Annotated in this window: 17 protein-coding genes, 3 tRNA genes and 1 pseudogene; 15 read left to right on the plus strand and 6 right to left on the minus strand. The window is 36.7% G+C overall.

The features are described 5' to 3' along the window. Positions 1-31: 31 nt before the first annotated feature. From A3223_RS01325 to flgL, 4 genes are all read right to left on the minus strand, one after another. Positions 32-106, minus strand: a tRNA-Met gene (locus tag A3223_RS01325). Positions 107-132: 26 nt separating this feature from the next. After that, a tRNA-Gln gene (locus tag A3223_RS01330) sits at positions 133-207 on the minus strand. 107 nt (positions 208-314) lie between these two features. Next, positions 315-2,405 (minus strand): FtsK/SpoIIIE family DNA translocase, encoded by a 2,091-nt coding sequence (locus A3223_RS01335; protein WP_084108120.1) that lies wholly within the window; start codon positions 2,403-2,405, stop codon positions 315-317. Positions 2,406-2,536: 131 nt separating this feature from the next. After that, positions 2,537-4,852 (minus strand): flagellar hook-associated protein FlgL, encoded by a 2,316-nt coding sequence (flgL, locus tag A3223_RS01340; protein ID WP_084108121.1) that lies wholly within the window; start codon positions 4,850-4,852, stop codon positions 2,537-2,539. Positions 4,853-4,991: 139 nt separating this feature from the next. Between flgL and A3223_RS01345 the strand changes: the two genes are divergently transcribed. From A3223_RS01345 to A3223_RS01395, 11 genes are all read left to right on the plus strand, one after another. Further along, positions 4,992-5,738, plus strand: a complete 747-nt coding sequence (locus A3223_RS01345; RefSeq protein ID WP_084108122.1) for a YaaA family protein — start codon at positions 4,992-4,994, stop codon at positions 5,736-5,738. Positions 5,739-5,862: 124 nt separating this feature from the next. Continuing rightward, positions 5,863-6,165 (plus strand): HU family DNA-binding protein, encoded by a 303-nt coding sequence (locus tag A3223_RS01350; RefSeq protein WP_012001719.1) that lies wholly within the window; start codon positions 5,863-5,865, stop codon positions 6,163-6,165. A gap of 76 nt (positions 6,166-6,241) precedes the next feature. After that, positions 6,242-6,328 (plus strand) — tRNA-Leu (locus tag A3223_RS01355). Positions 6,329-6,394: 66 nt separating this feature from the next. Then, positions 6,395-8,164 (plus strand): response regulator, encoded by a 1,770-nt coding sequence (locus A3223_RS01360; RefSeq protein WP_084108124.1) that lies wholly within the window; start codon positions 6,395-6,397, stop codon positions 8,162-8,164. Positions 8,165-8,261: 97 nt separating this feature from the next. Then, the gene (locus tag A3223_RS01365; RefSeq protein WP_084108126.1) at positions 8,262-9,167 is read left to right on the plus strand and encodes an AEC family transporter; all 906 of its coding nucleotides are present in this window, start codon (positions 8,262-8,264) and stop codon (positions 9,165-9,167) included. Between the two features lie 62 nt (positions 9,168-9,229). Next, complete coding sequence (locus tag A3223_RS01370) at positions 9,230-9,481, plus strand: pyruvate kinase (protein ID WP_084108127.1); 252 nt, start codon at positions 9,230-9,232, stop codon at positions 9,479-9,481. A 9-nt stretch (positions 9,482-9,490) separates the two neighbouring features. Next, a complete protein-coding gene (locus A3223_RS01375) occupies positions 9,491-10,153 on the plus strand; it encodes a response regulator transcription factor (protein ID WP_084108128.1) in 663 nt (220 codons plus the stop codon). After that, positions 10,146-11,315, plus strand: a complete 1,170-nt coding sequence (locus A3223_RS01380) for a sensor histidine kinase (RefSeq protein ID WP_084108130.1) — start codon at positions 10,146-10,148, stop codon at positions 11,313-11,315. The genes A3223_RS01375 and A3223_RS01380 overlap by 8 nt, the downstream gene beginning before the upstream one ends. Positions 11,316-11,442: 127 nt before the next feature. Further along, a complete protein-coding gene (locus A3223_RS01385; RefSeq protein ID WP_084108132.1) occupies positions 11,443-12,918 on the plus strand; it encodes an aldehyde dehydrogenase family protein in 1,476 nt (491 codons plus the stop codon). Positions 12,919-13,096: 178 nt separating this feature from the next. Beyond that, entirely contained in the window at positions 13,097-13,798 is a 702-nt protein-coding gene (locus tag A3223_RS01390) for a metallophosphoesterase (RefSeq protein WP_084108134.1), read from the plus strand. Positions 13,799-13,800: 2 nt separating this feature from the next. Then, positions 13,801-14,826: a hypothetical protein gene (locus A3223_RS01395; RefSeq protein WP_084108136.1), complete on the plus strand. Its 1,026-nt coding sequence runs from the start codon at positions 13,801-13,803 to the stop codon at positions 14,824-14,826. Between the two features lie 92 nt (positions 14,827-14,918). On the opposite strand, the gene A3223_RS01400 is transcribed toward A3223_RS01395, so the two are convergent. Together A3223_RS01400 and A3223_RS01405 are read right to left on the minus strand one after the other, a co-directional pair. Further along, positions 14,919-15,740, minus strand: a complete 822-nt coding sequence (locus A3223_RS01400) for a YihY family inner membrane protein (protein WP_084108138.1) — start codon at positions 15,738-15,740, stop codon at positions 14,919-14,921. 3 nt (positions 15,741-15,743) lie between these two features. After that, the gene (locus A3223_RS01405) at positions 15,744-16,466 is read right to left on the minus strand and encodes a plasminogen-binding N-terminal domain-containing protein (protein WP_021090557.1); all 723 of its coding nucleotides are present in this window, start codon (positions 16,464-16,466) and stop codon (positions 15,744-15,746) included. A gap of 113 nt (positions 16,467-16,579) precedes the next feature. On the opposite strand from A3223_RS01405, the gene A3223_RS01410 reads away from it, so the two are divergent. The 4 genes and pseudogenes from A3223_RS01410 to A3223_RS01425 all read left to right on the plus strand — a co-directional run. Next, positions 16,580-17,749 carry a peptidoglycan DD-metalloendopeptidase family protein gene (locus A3223_RS01410; RefSeq protein WP_084108141.1) on the plus strand — a complete coding sequence of 390 codons (1,170 nt, stop codon included), beginning with the start codon at positions 16,580-16,582 and terminating at the stop codon, positions 17,747-17,749. Between the two features lie 9 nt (positions 17,750-17,758). Then, positions 17,759-19,126: a magnesium transporter gene (mgtE, locus tag A3223_RS01415; protein ID WP_084108144.1), complete on the plus strand. Its 1,368-nt coding sequence runs from the start codon at positions 17,759-17,761 to the stop codon at positions 19,124-19,126. Next, entirely contained in the window at positions 19,111-19,695 is a 585-nt protein-coding gene (locus A3223_RS01420; RefSeq protein ID WP_021090636.1) for an NUDIX domain-containing protein, read from the plus strand. The genes mgtE and A3223_RS01420 overlap by 16 nt, the downstream gene beginning before the upstream one ends. A gap of 178 nt (positions 19,696-19,873) precedes the next feature. Further along, positions 19,874-21,979 (plus strand): annotated as a pseudogene (locus tag A3223_RS01425) (RNA degradosome polyphosphate kinase); the annotation flags it as partial. Between the last annotated feature and the right edge of the window lie 66 nt (positions 21,980-22,045).

Genomic DNA, 22,045 nt, shown 5'->3' on the forward strand with positions numbered 1-22,045 from the left:
AAGTGTTTCAAATATCGATAAAATGGGCATTTGGTTGCGGAGGACGGATTTGAACCGCCGACCTTCGGGTTATGAGCCCGACGAGCTACCACTGCTCTACTCCGCGATAAGTATTATTTTGGATTTAAAAAGTGGATGGGGTAAGAGGATTCGAACCTCTGAATGACTGGACCAAAACCAGTTGCCTTACCGCTTGGCGATACCCCAATGTTTTTAAGAGTTGTAATTATATAGATTTTAATGTGCTTTGTCAAGACTTTTTAGAATTTTAATAAAAATTAAAATTCTAAAATTAAAGCAATTTATGACTTTAGCTACAAAATTTCTCTTTGACCTTTTGCATTCATTGGGCTTAAAACACCCATTTTTTCCATTTGCTCTATTATATTTGCAGCTTTGTTGTAACCTATTTTTAGACGTCTTTGCAGATAACTTATCGACGTTTTTTGCTCACTTAAAATGATCTCTTTGGCCTCTTCGTAAAGCTCATCAAGTTCATCTTCTCCTAAACTACCAGCAGCCACACTTCCGCTTGTACCTTCTTCTATTAAAAATTTCTCATCATAAACTACATCTTGTTGCTCTTTTAAGAAATTTACAACCGTTTCTATCTCTTTTTCGCTAGCAAATGGTGCATGAAGTCTGATCACACCAGGACTTCCAGGAGGTGTAAATAACATATCTCCTCGTCCAAGCAAGCTCTCAGCTCCCATTTGATCAAGGATGACCTTACTATCGATCCTCTGCCCTACCCTATAGCTTATCCTACTTGGTAAATTTGCCTTTATGAGGCCAGTCACGACATCAACGCTTGGACGCTGGGTTGCCACTATCAAGTGTATGCCGCTAGCCCTTGCCATCTGTGCTAGACGGCCGATATAAAGCTCCACGTCTTTGCCACTAGTCATCATCAGATCAGCAAGCTCGTCGATGATCACAACGATATACGGAAACTGCTCACCGCCCTCCTCTTTCATCTTTTCATTGTAGCTCTCTATATTTTTTGTGCGAGTTTGGCTCATTATCTTATATCTTCGCTCCATCTCAGCGACCATATTAGCAAGTGCAGTGATCGCCTTTTTAGCCTCTGTAATAACTGGAGTTAGAAGATGTGGGATATCGTTATATATGCTAAATTCAAGCATTTTTGGATCGATCATCATTAGACGCAAAGTTTGTGGGCTATTTCTATAAAGCAAGCTTAAAAGCATCGCGTTTATACCCACACTTTTGCCAGATCCTGTAGTTCCAGCGATAAGTAAATGAGGTAGTTTTTTAAGGTCAGTCACAAAAGGAGCACCAACGATATCTTTGCCAAGCGCCATAGTTAGCGGGCTACTTGCATTTTTAAAGACTTCGCTCTCTAAAATTTCTTTTAGGTATATTGTTTCTAAATTTTGATTTGGCACCTCGATGCCTACCACATCTTTACCAGGGATCGGCGCTTGGATACGGATCGTTTGAGCCTTTAGTGCCATCGCTAGGTCATCTTGAAGTGTTAAAATTTTACTTACCTTGATATGTGGAGCTGGACGAAACTCAAATGTCGTGACGATAGGCCCAGTATAAGTTCTAACCACATCTCCGTCTATTTTAAACTTACGGAGTTTATCAAGCAAATTAGAAATTTGCTGATCGATTTCCGTTTCATTTACGCTATGCGAGCGTTTTGGCGGATCGTTTAAAAATTTAAGCGGTGGTAAGACAAAATTCTTTGGCTTTTCCACATTTCCTCGTTCTATTTGATCAAGCAGCTTCTTATTCTCAGCCACTTCGTTTAAAATTTCAACTCCGTTTATAGTTGAGGCCCTACTCTCTTTTTCTGGCTCAGGCTCTATCTCTTCATCTAAATTCTGTTCATCATCATTTAGTACCTGAGCTTCTATAAGCTCTTCTTCTTTTATATCATTATTCTTTTGTCTTTTGCGTTCGATTTTTGGAAGTTGCTTTTGTTTTATCTCTTTTAAATTTCTCTCTTCATGGACTTTTATCTCTTTATCCACAAATGCCTTTCTTAAAACAATTATAAAATTTTCCCTAAAAGCAAGCCCAAGTGAGATAATAAACATCATAAGTATAGCAACCGCAGTGCCGATAGAGCCGATCACCTCTTTTAAGGCACTAACTATGAAATTTCCAATTATACCGCCATTTGCACTTGAAGCACTCAAGGCTTGAAACATCAAAAAAGCTATAAAAAAGAGAAAAATTCCTACCAAAAACTGAGCAAAATCAAAGTCAAATTTCTTAAAATTTTTATAGACAAAATAGCCCAAAATGATCAATAAAAATGGATAAACATACGCAATAAGTCCAAAATATTTGATATTTAAAATACCAAGGCTTTGTCCAAGCGAGCCAACAAAATCAGCAGTTGGAGCAGCTGTAGCGATACCAAAATATATAAAAATGCAAACAAAAATTGTAAATAAGATATGTCGTAAAATTTTAGATCCTTTATAAAAAAGGCTTATTATAGCACGCTTGAGTTTAATTTTAAAAAATCAGCAAGCTAGGTGGCCTGCTGATTTAAATTTTAATTTAAATAATTTAGTAAGCTTAGTTGATTTATCTTTGCGCTTGCTTGTAGAGTTGCTTGATAAGATAGTGAAAGCTGCGTAAATTTCAGATATGACTCCGCATAGTCTGCATCAATTACATCATTTTTAACAGTTTGCACATTCACTTTCATTACTTCGGCTCGCTCTTTTGTAGCAGTTAAAAGTCTTGATTGAGAGCCGATCTTTGTAAGCTCTTTATTTGCATGATCTATTAAATGATCAAGCCTTTGTAATGCGCCTTGCATGCCAGTATTTCGTGGATCATTACTATTTGCATCAGCTCTATAATATCCCTTTCTAACAGCTTCGATCATATTATCAAGGTCTTGAAAAACGCTCGTACTTGGCTCATCAATAGTTAAAGCATTATTTTCATTAAAACTAAATACAGAACCCTTTCCTTGAGGGTGGCCAGCATTACCAGCTGTATCTCTACCAGTACTATCGCCATCAAATTTATCGCTATTTTTTGCATCATGCATAGTTACTTCTATGTTTGTTACTGATTTTGTCTTATCAGTCAAAACCATTCTGCCTTTATCATCCAAAGTCGTCTCTACCGCGCCCTTTGTTTTTGATAAAGCCTCTTTATAGGCATTATAGTTTTGATCTCTTTTTACTTTTTCTATATCTGTATCAAAATTTGCGTTTTCTGCATGTGGAGGGTTTGGAATATTATCGCTTGCTGCCATAGCAACGATATCCATGAGCTGCCTATAAGTAAAATCACTAGCATAAGTTCTGTAACTTCCAAACTCATCTGAGTTATAAACAGTTAAAGTCCTAGGTGCAGAAGGCGTGCCACCTGGTGGTGTAGATGTTATTTCAAATTGCACTGGAGTATTTGTACCCCCTGCTGTACCCATTTTTACCTTTATATCATATTTTGTACCAGTGATTGACTTTACTTGTAAATTTATCTCTTGGTTGTCGATATTAAAGAGCTCTCTCTTTCTAGCATCAACATCTTTTGGATATAAATTTCTATCGTAGCTCTCCTTTGTACCAGAGACTTCACTTAGCTTTGTCTGATCTGTTGCATATTCGCCCGTTCTTCTAGCTACTTGAGGTAAATTTGCGATTAGCTCATTATCCTTTCTTTCAAATCTAACCTTATCATAGTCAAATGCATTTGTCGCATTTCCATCTTTATCAGTATATTTGCTCTTTACAAACTCAGTGATATGAACCGTTTTTGGAACATTATTTGCCATTGTTTCAAGACCTTCAAGAGAATTTACCGCATCAAGCGCGTTGTTTTGAGCGATTGCGCCGCGATTTGGTGCTACTGATGTGGCCGCAACCATATGAAAGTCAATAGTCTGGTTGCCTTTAGTAAGATCTTTTATATTAAATTGTCCATCGTTATTTATGCTTACATCAACAACTTTTGTTGTTTTTGTATTGCCAAATTCCATTCCGATTTTTTCCATAAGCCCAGCCATTGTTGTATTTGCACTCATCTTAAATTTACTGGTAAATGTCGTGCCGTCTGGCTTTTTGCCTTGCATGAAAAAATATGTATCTGGAAAATTTACATTTGAATTATCTAAAAAATCATAATCAGGATTTGTTGTGCCATTATAAGAGCCGTCACTTCTAACCACTGAATCACTAGCGTAATTTAGCCCGATCATATTTTTTATCTTGCTATTATCGTTTAGAAATTTTGGCGCATAAGAGATATCGGTTCTAGTTTGATCAGCTAAACGAACATTTGTTGTCAAAATTTTACTGTAATCGCCATCTTTTCCTAGAAATAGATCATATCCTGGGATATTATAAGGAAGCTCAACCTGAGCGCCAGCCGATGTTTTCATATAATCACGGTTGCCTTGATATTTTCCTGCACCATCTATTGGCTTTGTATCAACAGCGCTTCCAGAAAACAAAAACTGCCCATTAACCGAAGTGTTTGCAATATTCACAAGGTGATTTTTTATGCCTTGAAGATCATTTGCCAAAGCCTCTAGCGATGTCTTACTATGCACGCTGCTAGCCGCTTGGACTACTTTTGTCTTAAAATTTTCAAGCTGTTTTTCAAACTCTTGCAACGCATTATCTGTATTTTTTGAGAAATTTACAGATTTACCAGTGGCATCAACTACTTGAGTGAGAGTAGTCGCTTCATAATCAAGCCTCATCGCATCATTATAAGTCGCAGCACCATCGTATGGATCTTGAATTTTCAAACCATTTGAGAGCTGCTTATAGCTTTTATTTACACCAGTCATATTTTTTTGGTAGTCATGCAAAGTCTGACTAAAACGTAGTTGGTTTGTTATTCTCATAATTTTTTCCTAAATTTTTATTCACTCTAAGCAAAAATGATTCCGCTTGTTTTTATATCGGTAAAAATTTGATTTTTTTTAGCATAAAAAGTTTATTGTATAATCCAACAAAAATTTACATATAAAATAGGTAAGAAAAATGGCACTAAAAATTCTCTTTTCTCCAAGCGAAAGTAAAATTTCTCTAAATACGAATAATAAATTTAATGGTAAGGATTTGATATTTCCAGAGCTTTTTGACAAAAGAGTTGAAATTTTAAACAGATACGATGAATTTTTAAAAAATGCAAATTTAGACGAGATAAAAAAGCTTTTTGGACTAAAAGAGCTTGAAGAGAGTAAACAGCTGCGAGAAAGCTTATCTCAAAAAGGCAGCATAAAAGCTATTTTAAGGTATGATGGAGTGGCTTATAAACATCTAAACTATCGTGGTTTAGACAATAAGGCACAAAAATATATAGATAATAATGTTTTAATATTTTCAAATTTATTTGGGCCTATCTTAGCAAAAGATGAGATACCAGAATACAAACTAAAGCAAGGTGAAAAGCTGGGTGGCTTTGAAATTTCAAAATTTTATGAAAAAAATTTTAGTAAAGCGGTTGATAATTTTTTGCAAAATGATGAGATCTTAGACCTTAGAGCTAAGTTTTATGAAAAATTTTACACTATAAAAAAAGAATACATAACTTTTTGTTTTGTAAAAAATAAAAAAATAGTGAGTCATCACGCAAAAGCGTATAGAGGCGAAGTCTTGCGCCAGATAGCAAATAAACTTATAAAAAATAAAGATGAACTAATGAGCTTAAATTTTAAAAATTTAAAGCTTATTGATATGAAGAAGATGGGGTTAAAAAATGAAATCACATTTGAAATTTGCGAGTAAATTTTTAAAAAAATAGCATTTTTTGTTAAAAAAACGTAAAAAAGAGCTAAATTTAGGGAAAAAGTATTGTATTTTTTTTTAAAAGAGTGTAATATAGCCACATAACTTCTTAAAAGGATGGTTCATGAAAAAAGCTGAATTTATTCAAGCTGTTGCCGATAAGGCTGGTCTTTCAAAAAAAGATACTCTAAAAGTTGTTGATGCTACTTTGGAGACAATCCAAGCAGTTCTTGAAAAAGGCGATACAATTAGCTTTATAGGCTTTGGTACTTTCGGTACTGCTGACAGAGCTGCAAGAAAAGCTAGAGTTCCTGGAACTAAAAAAGTTATCGACGTTCCTGCTAGCAAAGCAGTTAAATTCAAAGTTGGCAAAAAACTTAAAGAAGCGGTTGCTGCTGGTGCTGCTAAAAAAGGTAAAAAGAAATAATTTCTTTTTAGGGGGGAGAGCAAGTCTCCCTTTTTTTTCTTTCTTCTCACAAATCTAAAATTTCAATCTTAACTTAGCCCGAGTGGTGAAACTGGTAGACGCGCCAGACTCAAAATCTGGTAAGGGCAACCTTGTGTCGGTTCGAGTCCGACCTCGGGCACCATTATACGCCTAAATACTTTCTAAATTTATCCGATATTATCTGCAACATCTTTAAAAAGGATTTTAGATGAATATCACATCATTAAAATATAACTTTATAAATTTAAAAGATTTAAAAAATCCTACAGATATGCTCCATGCCTTTAAGGATAAACAAGGTTTAGAGATAAATAACGAACAAATTTCAAATTTAAAAGAAAGTATCAAAGTAAGCAAAGTTATAAATATCACTGATGCTGAGATAAAAGAGCAAAATAGACACAAAATCCTACAAAAAGTAGAAGAAATTTTAAACAACTACTCAAAAAATCTCATCTACAGCAACAATAAAATTCACTCCGATGAACTTTCTAGAGGCTATCATTTTAGTGAAAATGCCTACTTTAAAAATATAAAAGCTTCAGATAGTAGCAGCATGCTATCTACACTAAAAAGTGGATACTTAGAAAATACAAAATTTAAAAATTTAAACGATTACGCTTATTCAAACACTCTAAAAACAAAATATGGAGAAGTAGAAGTATTTTTAGATATTTACGGCGATAACGATAAACTTGGCACTACAAAATTAGAAAATAATAGCTATCTTTTTAGCTTTGATAGCAACAATGACGGCGTGCTAGATCAAAAAGATATACTCTTTGATAAGCTAAAAGTAAAGGGTTACGACAAAGATGGAAATGAAAAAATAGCAAATTTAAGCGATGTGATGCCAAGGGTTGACCTTAGGCAGTTTATCAGCACAAATGTCATAAATCACAACCAAATAAAAAGAGAAGAGCTAAATCGTAAAGCAACGATCACAAATAATCCCGATCTTTACGTGGATACAAAAGATATTGATTATAGGCACTCTTACTACGCCTCAGATCCAAATACTTTGTTCGCTGCAGAAAACAGATATGAAAAGATAGAGAAAAATGATATAAATAATTTCTTTAAAAAATATGCCCAAAAAGATGGCTGGGTCGACCTAAGACACAATAATATCTTTGGCAAAGATAGCTCTTTTAAAAATTTTGCCTATCTTAAAGTGGGTTTTGATGATACTGCAAGGCTAAGCGAGTTTAATCCGATCATTGAGCCAGACAAAGATTATAAAAAAGATGAAAATTTCTCATATACAAAATTTCAAAAAGATAGTTTTATGAAATTTTACAAAGATTATAACGCTGAGTTTGACGCATACAACAAGATGATAGAAAATCTTGGCGATAGTTTAAAGAAATTTGATGAAAATGCGGACGCTTATATATCAAAGTTTGAGAAGACAAAATCAGCCAAAATGATCTTGATGGAAAATGAATTTAAACAAGCAACTGGACTTGAGTTTAGTATCTCAAATTTAAAAAAGGTAAAAAAGGCTTTTATAACAAATGAAGCCACAGCTGCCGCATCTTTGCAAGATAGCGATAGCGTCATAGCTATGAAGCTAAACAAAGATGGCACCATAAGGCTAAAATTTGATAGTGGAAGAGAAATAGACGTAAAAGAGCTTTATAACGATACTGGCAAGCTAAATACATCAAGTGAGCTAAAAACTAGCACAAATTTAGAGGCAAAAGAGATGAATAATGTGCAGCTAAATAGCTTGGATTTTAAAGATATTGGCTTCATGCAAGGTGATAAAATCGTAAGTCTAAAAGATGCTGGAGCGATCGCTATTGCCAATCTATCTAATAAATTTGAGAGTAAATTTTTAATCAGTCTAAATAATGGCAAAAGCATATCTACAAGAGAAATTTATAATATCAGCTATCTTGAAAATGATTTAAAGAGCAAAGAAAAGATAGATGAGAGAGATAAATTTTATAAAAAGGTTGATATTAAGGCATAAATTTTGAGAGCAAATTTTAAAAAAGGTTTATTGTAATTTAATCTTATGGGTCCTATAATCAATTTTCCGTAAAAATTTAGATTTAAAAGAGAATGCTATGAACTTCACTCCACTTTTTGCAATTTTTTTCATAATCGCAACTGGTTTTTTTGCTAAAAAAGTCGGCATTGTTGAGCAAAAGCACTCGATCCCTTTTGTGGATTTTGTCCTTTGTTTTGCAATGCCTGCGCTAATCTTTGACAAAATTTATCACGTAAATGTCGATGTTTCGCTTATAAATACAATTTTAATTGGCTTTGGCTCAACAGCTATCAGTGCTGTCATGGCATTGGTGCTTGGTAAGATCTTTAAATTTACTAAAGTAACAACTGTTAGTATGGTCATGTTAAGCCTTTTTGGTAATACCCTATTTGTCGGTATGCCTGTCATTCAAGGCTTCTTTGGTGATGCGATGGTAAATGAAGTCATCTTTTACGATCAAATAGCCACTGGTATCCCACTTTCGATCCTTGGGCCACTTATCCTCTCTTTTGCTGCACCAGAGAAGGTTTCACTATTTCAAAATACGATGAAAATTTTAAAATTTCCGCCATTTATCGCGCTTATTATGGCTCTTATCTTAAAAGAAGTCCCTTTGCCTGAGTTTATCTTTGCTCCACTTAGGATGTTTGAAGGCAGCGTCACTCCAGTAGCACTTTTTGCTATCGGTGTTGGATTAAATTTTAATAGCATCACAAGCACATATAAGGGCGTTAGCGTCGTGCTTTTATGTAAGATGATCTTGCCAGCGATCGTATTTTTCATCATATTAAAAGTCTCAGGTATCCAGATGAGCAAAACTTGGGTCGTTGGTCTCTTTCAATGTGCGATGCCAACATCAGCCCTTGCAAGTGCAATGGTCATAAAAGCTGGGCTTGATAGCTCGCTAGCCATCTCATCAGTGGCCATAGGCGTGCTGTTTTCATTTATCACGCTTCCAGTTATCTATTTTGTATTTGCATAAATTCACGCTCACTTCACACTAAGGAGATAGTATTTCATCATATTTCATTTAAAGGAGACGTTATGAAGAAATTACTACTAGTTGCACTTGGTGCTATGTTTATGCTTGGTGGTCTTGCAAATGCTACTGAAATGATGAAAAAAGATGACATGGGCAAAGACGAGATGATGAAGAAAGAGCAGATGATGAAAGATGACATGGGCAAAAAACCCATGATAAAAAAAGATGAAATGAAAAAAGATGACATGGGCATGAAAGACGAAATGAAAAAAGATGACATGGGCATGAAAGACGAAATGAAAAAAGGCATGTAAAGGTGCTTAATGGTTAGAATTTTGCTCGTTGAAGATGATGAAATTTTACTTGATCTCATCAGTGAGTATCTAGTTGAAAATGGCTATGAGGTCACTACTTCAGATAATGCCAAAGAAGCGCTTGATCTCGCCTACGAGCAAAATTTCGACCTGCTTATACTTGACGTCAAACTCCCACAAGGAGATGGCTTTTCACTTCTTTCTTCCTTAAGAGAGCTAGGTGTTAGCGCACCTAGCATCTTTACCACCTCGCTAAATACCATAGACGATCTTGAAAAAGGCTACAAAAGTGGCTGCGACGACTATCTAAAAAAGCCATTTGAGCTAAAAGAACTACTCATACGTATACAAGCACTTCTAAAGAGAAATTTCTCACATCACAGTGGAGATGCGATCAAAATTTCAAGCGAATTTAGCTTTCATCCACAGAGCAAAACACTAAGCAAAGATGGTAAAAATGTAAATATCTCGAGTAAAGAGAGCGACCTACTCGCGCTATTTTTGCAAAACAAAGGCAAAATTTTAACCAAAGATGAAATTTTTAATAAAATTTGGAAATTTGACGAGGAGCCAAGCGAGCTTAGCCTTCGTGTCTATATCAAAAATTTACGTCAAATTTTAGGCAAAGACGCCATATTAAACAGGCGTGGGGACGGCTATGTATATGTCTGAAAAGACACAAATTTTATTTAAAATTTTATCCCTTTATCTTGTTAGCACTGTGCTATTTTTAGGATATTTTTTCATACATGACTATAAAAACAAAAAAGAAACGCTCATTTTAAACGAGGTGAAGTCTTTAAAAGAGATAAAAATGGGCATTTACATGAAAGCTAGAATGAATGGACTTGATTCAATCTCAAGTCTAACAAAAGAAAAAGGCGTGCATGCTTGCATCGTGCTAAAAAATGGTGAGAAAATTTATAAAGACTTTGACTGTCAAAAGATAGACAAAAGCAAAAATGTAAATTTGATCGGCGGCAAGGTCGCGATATTTGAAAAGATCCAGTACATGGAGGACAACACCACAGACGAACTCTCACACGCAGATATTTTTCTAGTTGGCAAAGATATCAACGGCGAAATTTTATCCTTGCAAATTTCGACCACACTAAAGGCACTCTTTTTCTTTTTTGCCCTGCTCTTTATTGCCTTTTACCTAGCAAAACTAAGCCTAAGACCGCTTTATGAAAAGATAGATACGCTAAACCGCTTTATAAAAGACTCAACACACGAGATAAACACGCCTCTAAGCGTCATTTCTATGAGTATTGAGACAGCTGATCTTGAAAATTTAAACGAGAGAAATTTAAAGCGTTTTAACAATATCAGCCTTGCCGCAAAGAGCCTAAATAACATTTATGACGCGCTCGTTCACCTAAGCTTCAACCTAGATAAGCCTGGCAAAAAAGAGCTCATAGACCTAAATTTACTAACCACACAAAGACTGAACTATTTCTCGCCATTTTTTGCCAAACGTGGGCTTGAGATAGATACTAGCCTAAAGCCAAGCTTTATAAATGCAGATCTTGGGGATGTGAGTAAAATTTTAGACAACCTTCTTAGCAACGCCTCCAAATATGCAGCGCCAAATTCAAAAGTACGCATCGCTTTAGAGCCAAATTTCTTTAGCATAAGCAATATTGGGCACGGTATCAGCAAAGAGCAACAACTACAAATTTTTGATCGCTACACGAGATTTAACGACGATCAAGGCGGCTTTGGCATAGGGCTAAATTTAGTTAAAGAGTGCTGCAAGAAAAATGATATCGTCGTAAAATGCCAAAGCAAACTTGATGGCGAGACTACGTTTTCTCTCTCTTGGCAGAGTTAAATTTTAAAATAATCCTACTTTAAATAATAAAATTTATTAAAAAAGATAATTTATGTCCAAAATTTATTTTTGATAAATTTTATTAATATTATAATCCTTTTACAAAATCTTAATCAAGGAGAAAAGTATGAAACTACTAGAAAAATATGGGCTTTTCATAAATGGTGAGTGGCGTGACGCAAAAGACGGCGCTACACTTGATGCAAAAAATCCAGCAAACGGCGAGCACCTTGCAAAGATTGCAGATGCGACTGAAGAAGATGTAAATGACGCAGTTCGTGCTGCACGTGAGGCTTTTAAGAAATTTAAACACACCACAGTTAGTGAGCGTGCAAAGCTTTTAAATAAGATCGCTGACATCATTGATGAAAACAAAGAGCACTTGGCAAAAGTTGAGAGCATGGATAACGGCAAGCCGATCCGCGAGACGCTAAATGTTGATATCCCTTTTGCAGCAGAGCATTTTAGATACTTTGCTGGCGTTATCATGGGCGAAGAAGGCAGCGCAAACGTGCTTGATGAGAAGCAACTCTCTATCGTTTTACGCGAGCCAATAGGCGTCGTGGGTCAGATAGTGCCTTGGAATTTTCCATTTTTGATGGCAGCTTGGAAGCTAGCTCCAGTGATCGCAGCAGGCGATGCGAGTGTATTTAAGCCATCAAGCGAGACAAGCCTAAGCGTGCTTGAGCTATTTAGGCTGATAGATAAAATTTTGCCAAAAGGTTTAATAAACATCATAACCGGCAAAGGCAGCAAGAGCGGCGAGTGGATCAAAAACCATCCAGGCCTTGACAAGCTAGCATTTACTGGCTCAACCGAGATCGGCCGAGATATCGCCATAGCTGCGGCTCGTCGTATCATCCCAGCCACACTTGAGCTTGGCGGAAAGAGCGCAAATATCTTCTTTAGCGACGCAAATTTAGACAAAGCGCTTGATGGCCTTCAGCTTGGAATTTTGTTTAACCAAGGTCAAGTTTGCTGCGCAGGTTCAAGAATTTTCGTAGAAGAGAGCTTTTATGACAAATTTATAGAGGCTGCGGTTAAGAAATTTAGTACCATAAAAGTTGGCGATCCGCTCGATCCTAGCACTCAAATGGGCTCACAAATCAATAAAAAACAAGCTGAGCAAATTCTAAACTACGTCGAGATCGGCAAAAAAGAAGGTGCAAAAGTGGCAGTCGGTGGCAAAGCCTACACAGCAAATGGTTGCGACAAGGGCGCATTTGTCGAGCCAACGTTGCTAGTTGATGTGACAAATGATATGAGAGTGGCGCAAGAAGAAATTTTTGGCCCGGTTGGCGTTGTCATTAAATTTAAAGATGAAGCCGAGCTTATCAAAATGGTAAATGACAGCGAATACGGCCTAGGTGGCGGAATTTTCACGCAAGACATCACAAAAGCACTTCGCGTTGCAAGGTCTATGGAGACTGGCAGAGTCTGGATCAACACCTATAATCAAATCCCAGCAGGCAGCCCATTTGGTGGCTATAAAAACTCAGGTATCGGCCGAGAAACTCACAAGATCATCCTTGAGCACTACACTCAAATGAAAAACATCATGATTGACCTAACCGGCAAGGTTAGCGGCTTTTACGCACAATGATTTTAGGGAGCTTAGGCTCCCTTCTGCTTTAAATTCCTTAAATTTTAAATATCTTTTACTAGGTTTTAACTTTATATATCGCTAGCATTACGCCAATATAGTACAGCTATACAAAAGTGTTTTCTTAACACTACATTTTTAAGCTTAATAGACTAAAATTTGACATAAAGGAGAAAAATTGAGCGAGCAAATTTATATCATAGGCGATGTGCACGGCTGTTTTAACACACTTTTAGAGCTTATCAAGCAGTTTCCAGATAAAGAAAAATCACAAATTTGCTTTGTCGGAGATGTGATAGATCGGGGGCTTTTTAGTTGCGATGTAGTCGAGCTTATCATGCAAAATAACTATAAAATGGTAATGGGAAACCACGAAAGAAGGTTACTAAGCAATAAATATGAATTTTTAAACAACCAAGCACCATTTGACACGAGTTGGTTTTTCAACAATGGTGGCGTGGCGACATATGGATCATACCTAGCTCAAAGCCTAAATTTTAAACAAAGACACATAGAATTTTTAGAGAGTAGCCCAGTATATTTAGAGTTTAAAGACCATAAAAACCAAAATGGCGAGCATTTGGTCGTTTCGCACTCGGCTGTTGGTAAATTTTGGGGCTTAAGAGATGATGATAGTTCAAGAGATGAGTTTAGAAGGCATGTACTATCAGGCAGAGGCGATACGATGCAAGTAGAAGGCATATTTAATGTCTATGGCCACACGCCAGTGCGTGAGGCTAAGCTCTATACAAATAGCGCCAATATCGATACAGGATGTGTTTTCAACGAAGAAGGATATGATAAGCTAAGTGCCTTAGAATTTCCATCGATGAAAATTTATACGCAAAAAAATGTTGAAAATTTTAATAAACAAGGATAAAAATGTGGTTTTCTAAAAAGAGCTCTAGCTTTGCAAGCAGAGTTGATAAATTTTGGAGCGAGTTTGGCAAAAATTTAAACACCATCAAACAAAATTTAGAAGATAAAAATTTTGAAGCTGCAAGCAAAATGACCGAAGAAGCGCTAAATTTATGTTTAGTTGATCCAACTTTTATGATAGGCCTTATTGATGGAAAGATCGATCTAGTACTCACTCCAGAAGGACTTAAACATAGGCTTTTGTGGCTTAAATTTATAAAATCGCGCATGCCAAAAGAGTATGAGGCAAAGCTTACTTGCACACTTGGTAAGCCACGTGCACCACGAAACGTCGCCACTATACAAATGTATGGCGTAAGCGTTGATGCAAATGAGGTCATGGTCTATGCAAATTTCAACGACAAAAGCGTAGATATGTGCCTATATAACGAGACTCTAAGTAAGCTTAAAAGCGAAGATGAAAATAAGGCTTATACATTATCGCTCATACTTTGTGACAACGTAGTTGGCGAGATGATCATGATAAATATGCTTGGAGAGTTTGAGATAATAGACGAGCCAAGAGAAAAAGGCGTGCCACTGATCGACTTTGCCGATCTTATAGATGATAAATTTGGTAAAGAAGCCTCAAATGAGCCGCTTAAGAATTTTATGGTCTATGAGCTAGAGCCTCGCTCAAATAAGCTACGTGACGACATTTTCACTGGATTTACATCTCTTAGCGAGCTACTAAACGAGTACTACGACGGCGCAAGCGATACTTATAACGAAGCTTTTGAGCTTGGCATAAATTTTTGCTTTTTAGCCATATCTCACAGTGGCGACATACAATTTGGCGTTGATAGCAAAAACAAAATTTCAGATGCGCTAAAAGAGAGTGAAATTTGCGAGATTATAGGTGAAGCAAATGGCGAGATGAGATCTTATATAGATCTTATCTGCTTTGACAAATATGAGCTAGAGAAAAAGGCTAAAGAATTTAGTAAAGAGCTTGGCGTAAAGATAGAAATTTGCGAGTTTAAACGTTGATTTTACATAAGATTTTACATAAAATAATACAAATCACGCTAGCTGGTAAATTTTTATAAAAATAGATTGCCAGCTGGTACTAACTATTAAATTTATCTTTTAAATTTTGAGCTGTTTGAGAGATAAGCACAAAGCTTTAGCCCATATAAAAAGATGATCCACGATATATAGATCCAGACAAAAAAGAAAAGTACGGCTGAAAACGAGCCATAAACGCTTAGATAGGTTTTATTATAAAGGACATAATAGACAAAGGCCGACTTGCCAATATACCAAACAAGCGAGGCGACAAATGAGCTAAAAAATGCATTTTTAAACTTTATCTCGTCATTTACTGAGATGAGATATGTGATGCAAAATATCGCCCAAATGATGAGATATGGGAATATGCTTAAAAAATTTATCGAGTTTGTGATCACGTTTGAGTTTAGCATCTCTTGAATGAGGCTTGAAAGATAAAAACTACCAGCAAGACCAAGTGGCGCGAGCGTGATAAGCGTCCAATACGAGCTAAGTGCCGACCAAAATCCTCTAGCCTTACTTGCACGTGTCACTTTTAAAACTACATATTCATAGTCGCTAAAAAACATAGCCGATGTAAATATCATCGCTACAAAGCCAACTAAGCCTAAATTTCCGCTATTTTGTAAGAAATTTTGCAAGTAGTTTGAGATGATCTCTTGGTTGCTTGGCAAAAGAGCTGAAAATATAAAATCTTGAATCTTGGCGTAATAATCCTCAAAGCTAGGCAGTTTTGTAAAGATAGAAAACGATATAAGAAGTATAGGTATGATCGATAAAATCGTATGAAAACTAAGGCTTGCTGCGTAGTGAAAGAGCTCTTTGTCCTTAAGCGTTGGGAGCAAATTTAAAAGCTCCTTTAAATTTTGCTTACTTAAGGACAAACGGCTCATTTATCAGTTGTCTTCTTCGAAAAGTTTTTCGTAGTGAGCGTCGTAGTTGTTGATGTGCTCGCTATTTAGCTTCCAAAACACAGTGTCTATGTCGCTAACTCTTGTATAAAATGGTAGCTGATAGTACTCAACCTCGCCACTTTTAAATTCTTTTAGCACTTTAAAGCTTTGGCAATCAGCAAAAACGCTTCTGCCATCCATCGCTACGAAAATTAGACCAGCTGCACTTTGAGCACACATTTTTCTAAAGTCATCTCTGCTTGGATTTGGCTTGTATTCGTAGCTTAGATATGCTCCTATAATATCTGGGTGGATAAATATCATATTTGGAAACGCAGATGTGATCTCTTCATAAATTTCTTTATTTGGCACGATGATTAATGAGCGGTTATAAAGATAGTTTAGCACGACCATATCGCCATTTGCAGGTGCAATGCCTGGAAGTGGGAGCGCCTTTTGCTCAAGCAGATCAAACACCTCAAATCTAATCTTAGCAAAGCCAGAATTTTTTGAGATAACACTAACTCTTGCGATGATAGAGCTATCAGTATCAAATTTATGAAGTACAACGCCGCTTGAGCCGATTAAAATTTCTGGACTATCAACTATCGTCGCTGTGCCATCACTATCGACACTAATTATAGGAGTTCTATACTCATTTAAAGAAAAATCGGCCCCAAAAGCAAAGCCAAAAACTAGCGATAAAATCACAAATATACGTTTCAAAAATATCTCCTAAGTTTAAATTTTTAGAGCGATTATAGCCTAAAATGCTTTATCTTTTGCAAAATTAAAGCAAGTTTTAGTTAAAATCCCACCAGCTTTTTAAAAGGACATTAATGCCTCGTATTTTTATAATTTTTGCAATATTATCTATAAATTTATACGCTATAAAGCCAAGTGTCGACGAGCTTAGCTGGCCAAATGGAAGTAACTTCTTAAATTTCTTAGAGACAAATAAAATCCCACTTTCACTTTACTATAACTTAGCAACCGAAGATCAAGAACTAACAGAAGAGATCATCGCTGGCACAAAGTATCAAATTTATAAAGACGACAACGGCAATACCAAACAAGTGCTAATCCCTGTTAGTGACGAGCTTCAAATGCATATTTTTAGAGATGATAATGATAAATTTAAGCTCGAATTTCTTCCCATCTCTTATCAAAGCGAAGATAAATTTTTAGCCTTAAAGGTGGACAAATCAGTCTCAGAAGACATTTTTGACTACACTGGCTCTGGCACATTAGCTCTTGGCTTTAAGGAAATTTTTAAAGGAAGTGGCATTGATTTTAAAAAGATAAATAAAGGCGATACGATCGCTATCGTTTATAATCAAAAAATACGCATGGGCCGCTCTTTTGGAACTCCAGAAATTTATGCTGCGATGATAGAAACAAAAAATAAACGATATGTTATGTATAAATTTGAAGACAAATTTTATGATAAAAATGGTAAGAAAAATGATAAATTTTTACTAGTTCGCCCTCTTGCAAACGCTAGAATCACATCAGCTTTTACCCTAAAAAGATGGCACCCTATTTTACAAAGATATAGAGCGCACCTTGGCGTTGACTACGGTGCTCCAAAAGGAACACCAATCAAAGCCGCAGGCGATGGCACGATTAAATTTGTCGGACAAAAAAGTGGATATGGCAGAACCGTCATCATCTCTCACGCTGGTGGCTATGAGACACTTTATGCTCACCTAAATGGCTTTGCTAAAGGCATAAAAGGTGGTTTAAAAGTCAAGCAAGGCACGCTTATAGCTTACGTTGGCACAAGCGGTATGAGCACAGGACCACACCTTCATTTTGGTCTTTATAGAGACAATAAACCTATCAATCCAGAAAGTGCAATAAAGGTTGTTAAAAGCCTAGAAGACAAGAAAGAATCAGCTAAATTTAAAGCAGTTGTTAGTAAAAATGACGAGCTAATAAAAAATGCTTTAAGTAATGAAAAAGAGTATCACAAAGTGGAATTTTTCCCTAACGTAATAGAATTTTAAAGGTAAAACTTGAGCCAAGAACTAGAAGAAGCAAAAGAGCTGATAGACCAGCATTTAGATGAAAATTTAGAAGATAATGAACTCTCACCTTATGAGCTAGCCCAACACCTAAAAACACTTAAAAAGCATGACGAAGAGCTTTTTGCTCAGTATCTTGAGAAGCTAGATCCTGAAATTTTAGGTGATGTTGCTATCGAGCTACCTGATCACATGCTAAAAGACGTGATCGACACACTACCAGCCGAAAAGATAGTAGAGGCGCTTGAAGAGCTAGAGAGTGATGATGCGACTGACTTGCTTCAATATATCGAGGATATTGACGAGGATAAAGCTAGAGAGCTCTTTAATGAGCTTGATAGAGAAAACCAAAATGAAATTTTAAGACTTAGAAGTTACGAAGAAGATAGAGCCGGTGCTCACATGCAAACAGAGCTTTTCTCGGCTCACCTTGAAGAAAAGCTTGGCAGTGCAGTAGCAAGGCTTAGACGAGAAAAGCAAGAAGGCAAGCTAGAAAATATCTCGCAGCTTTTTATTATCGATAAAAATGGCGTTTTACAATACGCTATCCCGCTTGAAGATCTTATACTTTTTGATTTTACAAAGACGCTAAAGCAAAATATCGAGTCAGCACAGATCGATCATTACAAGCCACATGTTGCAAATGATATGGACCTTATGCAAAATGTCGCTGATATGTTTCAAGAGTACGATCTAAACGTTATTGCAGTTACTAGTAGTACTGGGATTTTACTTGGTCGTATCACATCTGATGACATCCACGACTACATTCAAGAGAGTGCAACTGAGCAAATTTATAACCTAGCCGGCGTTGATGACGAGTCAGAAGAGGATGATACGCTATTTAAAGCGGGTCGTGGTCGTGCGGTTTGGCTTGGTGTAAATTTGCTAACAGCTCTTTTTAGCTCGTCTATAATCGGACTTTTTGACGAGACAATCGCAGCCTACGTCGCTCTTGCTGTTTTAATGCCAATAGTTGCGTCAATGGGTGGGAATACCGGCACGCAAGCGCTTGCCGTTACGGTTCGCCGTCTGGCACTTGGTGAGATCGAGTTTAAAGATGCCAAAAATGTCCTAAAACGTGAGGTTAGTATTTCACTCATAAATGGACTAATCTTTGGTGTGGTAATGGGCATAATCGCCTCTGTTTGGTTTGACAAAGGTATGCTTGGCGTTGTTATCGGGCTTAGCATGGTTACGAATTTATTTTTTGCTGGCTTTTTTGGCACGATCATACCTTTGACGCTAAGGCGCTTCAACATAGATCCTGCAGTCGGCTCAGCCGTCATTCTTACTACTTTTACTGATGCGATAGGATTTTTTAGCTTTTTAGGACTTGCAAAATGGATACTACTATAACTAATTTAGAAATTCTGCCTCTTGGTGAGTCAAAATATCTAAAGCCATTTAAGATGAAATTTATGCAAAATGGTGTCCAAAGAGATTGGGACTGCGTAAAAGTGATGAATAGCGTTAGTATTTTTTTATATCACGAGCAAAAAGATGCCTTTTTGTTCGTAAAGCAGTTTCGCCCGGCTGTTTGGTACTCACAAGAAAAAGAAGGCATCAAAACAAATGAGCAAGGCTTTACTTACGAGCTTTGCGCAGGACTTATGGATAAAGGACTAAGCGAAGAGCAAACAGCTAGAGAAGAAGCGATCGAAGAAGTGGGCTATGAGCTAAAAGAGATAGAGCGTATCACGATGACATACGGTGCTTTTGGCTTTGGAGGCAACATGCAAACTATGTTTTACGCAAAGATCGATGAGAGCATGAAGGTAAATTCTGGCGGTGGCGTCGATGGCGAAGATATCGAGCTTGTTTTCATAAAACGAGAAGATATGATGAAATTTGCCTTCGACGAGAGCAAAGTCAAGGGTTTTGGGCTCATCTTTGCTTATTTGTGGTGGGAGAAATTTAAAAGCTAAAACGATATCTTTTTAATAAGCGCAAAAACAACGACTGCCACTAAAAAGATACCAACTAATATCACATAATCAGACATAACAAGCCTTTAAATTTAAGTTTTGGCTTATTGTAACCAAAATTTTAAATAAAGTAAGAACTTTATAACCGCACATATCGTAAAATAACTCAAAAACGCACAAGGAGAAGATGATGAGCGAAAATGAAACTCTTTTTATAAACCGAGAATTAAGCTGGCTACGCTTTAATTCAAGGGTGCTCGCTCAGTGTGAAAAGGAAATTCCTTTACTTGAAAAGCTAAAATTTATAGCCATTTATATGACAAATCTAGACGAGTTTTATATGATCAGAGTCGCTGGCTTAAAGCAGCTTTTTGCAGCTGGAGCTACTACAAGCAGTGGCGATGGTATGAGCCCACTTGATCAGCTAAGAGAGATTAGAAAATATTTACAAAATGAGCAAAATTTAGTAGAAGATCACTATAAAAAAACAGTAAATACTCTTAGTAAAGAGGGACTTTTTATAAAAAATTATGACGAGCTTGATGATAGCTTGAAGCAAAAGTGCGACGAATACTTTTTCTCAAATATCTTGCCAGTCATCGTGCCTATCGCTGTCGATGCGACTCACCCGTTTCCGCACTTAAACAACCTTAGCTTCTCGCTTGCAGTTAAGCTTGCTGACATTGAGCATCCTGAAATTTTAAAATACGGCATGATAAGAATTTCAAGAGTCTTGCCACGTTTTACACAGCCAAGCAGCAATGTTTTTGTACCGATTGAAACGATCGTACATCGCCACGCAGAAGAAATTTTTCCAGGGTATAAGCTACTTAGCTCGGCTGCTTTTAGAGTGACAAGAAACGCTGATATCGTCATCGAAGAAGAAGAAGCGGATGATTTTATGATGATACTTGAGCAAGGGCTAAAGCTTCGCAGAAAAGGGGCTTTTGTTCGTATGCAAATCGATAAAAACGTAGATACTGACATCTTGGACTTCTTAAATTTTCATATGAAAATTTTTCATAAAGATGTCTATTTTTCAAGCATTCCGCTCACTCTTAGCTCACTTTGGGAGATAGCTGGAAGCAAAAATTTTACCCACCTGGCAAATGCACCTTATGTTCCAAAAACGCTACCACCATTTGGCAATGGCATATCTGTATTTGACGCCATAGATAAAGAAGATGTGCTCTTAGTGCATCCATTTGAGAGTTTTGATCCAGTTGTAAGCTTTATAAAAGAAGCTAGTAAAGATCCAAAAGTCATATCTATTCGAATGACACTTTATAGAGTCGATAAAAGCTCACCAATAATTCAAAGTCTAATAGACGCCGCAAGTGACGGCAAGCAAGTAACCGTGATGGTTGAGCTAAAGGCAAGGTTTGATGAGGAAAACAACCTGCACTGGGCAAAGGCGCTTGAAGACGCAGGCGCGCACGTGATATATGGCATCACAGGCTTTAAGGTGCATGCAAAAGTTAGCCAGGTCATCCGCCAAATCGGCGATAAGCTTAAATTTTATATGCACTTTGGTACAGGCAACTATAACGGCAGTTCAGCTAAAATTTACACCGATGTGAGCCTATTTACAAGTAAAGAAGAATTTAGCCAAGATACGACTTCGTTTTTTCACATCCTCTCAGGATATAATAAAAATCGCCGTCTAAACGCTCTTAGCATGTCGCCTTTTCAGATAAAAGAGCGCATCATCGAAAAGATAAGAGTAGAAGCAAGCAAAGGCAGCGAGGGTAGGATCATTGCCAAAATGAATGCGCTAATCGACGAAGATGTGATAAATGAGCTTAGCCGCGCATCAACCGCAGGTGTGAAGATCGATCTCATAGTTCGTGGTGTGTGCGGACTCAGGCCTGGCATAAAAGGCAAAAGCGAAAATATAAAAGTTCGCTCAATAATTGGCAAATACTTAGAGCACGCTAGAATTTTATATTTTAAACATGCTCAGCCAAAAATTTATATCTCAAGTGCTGACTGGATGCCAAGAAATTTAGAGCGTCGCTTGGAGCTTATGACGCCTATTTTTGAGCCAAGACTTCAAGAGAGACTACTTGAAATTTTAGAGCTTCAGCTAAGCGATAACGACCTAGCTTTTGAGCTACAAAATAGCGGCGAATACGTAAAAGTAGCAAGAAGTGAAAATGAAAAAGTAATATCTTGCCACGAAGTTTTGGAAAATTATATATCTAAAATTTACAAATCCGTAAAAAAAGATACAGATAAAGCAAAAGCCGATATGCTCGCAAGCAAGCTCTTAAAAGAGAGCTAAAAATAAATTAAGCTTTTAGACCTAGTCTAAAAGCTATTTTTTAATCAGCATAAAAACACTAGCATT

The organism is Campylobacter concisus (genome assembly GCF_002092855.1).
GTDB classification, from domain to species: Bacteria; Campylobacterota; Campylobacteria; order Campylobacterales; family Campylobacteraceae; genus Campylobacter_A; species Campylobacter_A concisus_AI.

Excerpts from the sequence above, each read along its gene's own strand:
- A3223_RS01360 (WP_084108124.1), top strand. The coding sequence starts at position 6,395 with ATGAATATCACATCATTAAAATATAACTTTATAAATTTAAAAGATTTA.
- A3223_RS01350 (WP_012001719.1), top strand. The coding sequence starts at position 5,863 with ATGAAAAAAGCTGAATTTATTCAAGCTGTTGCCGATAAGGCTGGTCTT.
- A3223_RS01370 (WP_084108127.1), top strand. The coding sequence starts at position 9,230 with ATGAAGAAATTACTACTAGTTGCACTTGGTGCTATGTTTATGCTTGGT.
- A3223_RS01375 (WP_084108128.1), top strand. The coding sequence starts at position 9,491 with ATGGTTAGAATTTTGCTCGTTGAAGATGATGAAATTTTACTTGATCTC.
- A3223_RS01385 (WP_084108132.1), top strand. The coding sequence starts at position 11,443 with ATGAAACTACTAGAAAAATATGGGCTTTTCATAAATGGTGAGTGGCGT.
- A3223_RS01365 (WP_084108126.1), top strand. The coding sequence starts at position 8,262 with ATGAACTTCACTCCACTTTTTGCAATTTTTTTCATAATCGCAACTGGT.
- A3223_RS01380 (WP_084108130.1), top strand. The coding sequence starts at position 10,146 with ATGTCTGAAAAGACACAAATTTTATTTAAAATTTTATCCCTTTATCTT.
- A3223_RS01420 (WP_021090636.1), top strand. The coding sequence starts at position 19,111 with ATGGATACTACTATAACTAATTTAGAAATTCTGCCTCTTGGTGAGTCA.
- flgL (WP_084108121.1), bottom strand. The coding sequence starts at position 4,852 with ATGAGAATAACAAACCAACTACGTTTTAGTCAGACTTTGCATGACTAC.
- A3223_RS01395 (WP_084108136.1), top strand. The coding sequence starts at position 13,801 with ATGTGGTTTTCTAAAAAGAGCTCTAGCTTTGCAAGCAGAGTTGATAAA.
- A3223_RS01410 (WP_084108141.1), top strand. The coding sequence starts at position 16,580 with ATGCCTCGTATTTTTATAATTTTTGCAATATTATCTATAAATTTATAC.
- A3223_RS01345 (WP_084108122.1), top strand. The coding sequence starts at position 4,992 with ATGGCACTAAAAATTCTCTTTTCTCCAAGCGAAAGTAAAATTTCTCTA.
- A3223_RS01400 (WP_084108138.1), bottom strand. The coding sequence starts at position 15,740 with ATGAGCCGTTTGTCCTTAAGTAAGCAAAATTTAAAGGAGCTTTTAAAT.